This window comes from SAR324 cluster bacterium (genome assembly GCA_029245725.1).
GTDB lineage: Bacteria > SAR324 > SAR324 > SAR324 > NAC60-12 > JCVI-SCAAA005.
Window position 1 is genome coordinate 1 of the sequence record JAQWOT010000316.1, and the last position, 2,717, is coordinate 2,717.

General features: G+C 48.7%; 2 protein-coding genes. Both read right to left on the bottom strand.

Going from position 1 to position 2,717, the window contains the following annotated elements; genetic code table 11:
* Positions 1–752 (bottom strand): ABC transporter permease (locus P8O70_16715; GenBank protein MDG2198483.1); only part of this gene is annotated, 752 nt, incomplete at its 3' end.
* A gap of 40 nt (positions 753–792) precedes the next feature.
* On the bottom strand, positions 793–2,535 hold the full coding sequence (locus tag P8O70_16720) for a peptide ABC transporter substrate-binding protein (protein ID MDG2198484.1): 1,743 nt from the start codon (positions 2,533–2,535) through the stop codon (positions 793–795).
* Between the last annotated feature and the right edge of the window lie 182 nt (positions 2,536–2,717).

The window sequence follows — 2,717 nt, forward strand, 5'->3', positions numbered from 1 at the left end:
TTAGGGATCTCAGTTCCAAGAGCCGTAACCATAGGAATTTGGGCGTTGCGCAAGACGTGCTTGCGCATTACTTTGACCTCGGAGAGGCCCTTGGCCCTAGCTGTGCGGACGTAATCTTCACCCATCACTTCGACAATACTGGCCCGGGTATAGCGGGCCACAATTGCCATGGGTGCAATCGCATAGGCGACCACGGGTAAGATCCAGTCCGTACAAAAATACTTGTCGATCAAACATTGACCAGAAGAGCCCCAGCCCCCCATGGGTAGCCAATTAAGGGAAACGGCAAAGATCAGGATTAGCCACATCGCCACGACAAAATTGGGCACAGTGACGCCCAGACTAGAAACAAAGGTGACTAGCGTGTCGACCCAGGAATTCTGGTGATAGGCAGCGTAAATTCCAGCTAAGATGCCGAAACCAAAGGCAACAACAATCGTTGTTAGCCCTACTTGAACAGTAATGGCCCAGGACTTACTGATCAACTTGGCGACAGTGGTATGAGGGCGTTGGTAGGGGATACCAAAGTCGAAGCGAACTGCATGGCTCATATAATTGATGTACTGCTTCCAGACGGGCTGATCCAAACCGTACTTCTTGAGAATGTTGGCCTTTGCGGCCGGAGGGAGGCGGCCCTTTCGTTCGTCGAATGGACCGCCTGGAACGGAGTGCATCAGGGAAAAGACGATTATGGACACAGCAAGGAGAATCATCATCAACGCAAAAATTCTCCCACAAATGTAACCTAGCATATCGCCTTAACCCCAATCAGGTTTGAATCTGGATTTTAGTTTACTTCGCATTCGTAATGTAAACATTCCCCCAGTACCAGTCGTTACCCCAGTGTTTTCCAGAAATTCCATTGGAATCAGGCACTCGGAAGCTGTCACCCTGGACATATGGCTTGAAGAGATCTCCCTGCCAGCGATGGGCAATAAAGACTCCTCCGACATCATCTACCAGGATCTTTTGAGCATCACGGAACATCTGCTCCCGCTTTTTGTCATCTCCAACCAGGTTGCTGGCTTCAGCTACCATGCTGTCAAACTTTTCGTTCGTCCAAGAGTGTCGTCCTGAAGAAACCCAGATGCCTAATAAGTTGGCGGGATCCAGAAAGTCCATTCCATAAGAAACAGCTCCTAGAGTCAGCTGTGTCGGTTTGGCATTGAGGGCATCCATGTATACCTTCCCGTCCTTGTTGGAAACCTCAATTTGGATGTTCAGGCACTGTGCAATCGAGGCTGCAGAAGCTTGGTAGACGGCACTCATCGCTGGACCCTCCCCACGGAGCCACATTTCCTGGTCTGGGAACCCTTTGCCATCAGGGTAGCCTGCGTCAGCTAGATGTTTCTTGGCCTTCGGGCAGTCAAAGGTCTGGTATTGCGTCAACTCACCCTTGGTGTCCGAAGCAGGATAACCCGGCATCAACATGGAATGGGCGGGCATCGCTTTGATTTCACCGTAGACGTTTTTGACGATAGCATCGCGATCTAGAGCGTAAGCAAATGCCTTGCGAACATTCAGATCATTGAAGGGGGCTGTGTAGGTATCAAAGAGCAAATAGTCTGTCCGGAAATCCCCAAAATGTCGGAGATAATTTTCTTTCAGAGTTGGATCACTCTCGATAATTTTGAAGTCAGCAGGAGTCAGGTACTCATAAGGCACCGTATCGACCTCACCCTGTTGGAATGCAGTGAAGAAAGTCGCCGGTGACATATAAATGCCTTCAATTCTCTGTAAGCGAGCGGGTCGGTAGCCCTTGTAATTGGGGTTGGCTTCAACAACAATTCGATTGCCTGGATCAAACTCTGTCAATACATAAGGCCCTGCGGAAACAGAGGTATCAGGATCGTTGTTGTAGTAGGGTCCGTGTGCTTCCAAAGCTTTCTTGGAAAGCAGGAAGGCAAATTTCATAACTCCAGGTAGTGGAGGGAAGACTCCTTCAGTTTCCACTTCTAGAGTCAGGTCATCTACGGCGCGTATGCCCAGGGCAGAGGTGGGCATTTCTCCAGCAACAACCTTACTCCAGTTTTTGATGCCACCAGCTCCAATGAATGAATAAAACCAAGTAAAATCCCAAGCGCTTGAGGGATCAGCTGAGTAGCGGAAGGTTGCTTCATAATCAGCCGCAGTTAACGGGGTACCGTCACTCCACTGAAGACCTTTGCTGAGCTTGAAAGTCCAGACTTTCCCACTGGCATCTACAGACCAACTCTCTGCAGCAGCAGGTATCACATTGAAGTCCTTGTCCAGATCAACCAGGGTATCCTGAAAGAGATCAGCGATACATGCATAGCGCTGATAAACAGCTACAGCGAAATCAAAAGTTACTTCATTGCGAGTATTGTCGCAGGGTACACGGAGTACCTGCTGGTCAGCGGGAGCAGCGTCCTTCGGAAGTCCATGCCCACCCGCTAGAACAGCAGAGGGAGCTAGGCAAAGGGCCGAGAGTAGAGTGGTCCCACCAACTATTTGTTTACTAAACTTGAGAAAACGACACCAACCGGACGATCGCTTGGACTCATTCAACTTCATAAAATTCCTTCTCTTTCAAGGTTTGAGAAATCCAGCCACGTATGAAGGGGCACTAAATAAAGGAAGTACAGGTTGAAAAGCAATCTTTTTTTGTGCGACGTCAGTTGTCTGAAATTGTAGATTTCAAGAACTTGATTAAAAAATAAAAGTTGATGTCGAACATCACATACGATATTTGATGT

Coding starts and splice junctions, on each gene's coding strand:
- P8O70_16720 (MDG2198484.1), bottom strand. CDS start 2,535: ATGAAGTTGAATGAGTCCAAGCGATCGTCCGGTTGGTGTCGTTTTCTC.